General features: G+C 47.8%; 1 protein-coding gene and 1 pseudogene. Both read right to left on the bottom strand.

The features are described 5' to 3' along the window. Nucleotides 1-284 (bottom strand): annotated as a pseudogene (locus AC1DWI_RS25920) (helix-turn-helix domain-containing protein); the annotation flags it as partial. A gap of 3 nt (nt 285-287) precedes the next feature. Beyond that, on the bottom strand, nt 288-561 hold a 274-nt coding region (locus AC1DWI_RS25915), incomplete at its 5' end, for a DUF4258 domain-containing protein (protein ID WP_477726294.1).

Genomic DNA, 561 nt, shown 5'->3' with positions numbered 1-561 from the left:
GAGCGGTCTATTGGTGCATCTGATTTCTCCATCCTCGCGACGGTTTGTTCGTTTCGATCAATTAAGGCACCGAAATCATCCTGGGTTAGTCCAAGAGTTCTTCGTAGAAATCGTAATTCAGGACCATTGAGCCTTCGAGGGGCTCGAACGCGAAGTCGCCCAACGCAAGCCTCTAGAGCGCCTTCGTCTTCATAAGAAACAACTTCACCGTATTCCGTCTGCTCTAGTGAATATCCATCCACTAAAAACAAATTCGGAAACGCGAAATGAGGATAAGAGATCATTGGCTATGGTTTGGTCGGATCAAAAACTGTAATAACAACTACTCTTGTGGACGGAATTAAAGCGGCTCCCACCGCTATGCGTACGCCGTCAACGGTGGCTTCCATCCGAAAACGATATTGCAAATCACCTGGTTTATTGGCGATGGTTGGTCGCTCAGTAAAGTAGCCCTGCTTCAAACAATCCTTAATGTCGGCCTTACTCAAAGACCTCTCCACCATGCGCTGACTAACGTGCATCGTCCAGGCAATCCTATTAGCGATCGTCAGGGACTTAACC

This window comes from Polaromonas sp. P3_C2, from assembly GCF_056402675.1.
The sequence above is the reverse complement of the archived record's forward strand: the minus strand, read 5'-3'. Positions and strand labels throughout refer to the sequence as shown.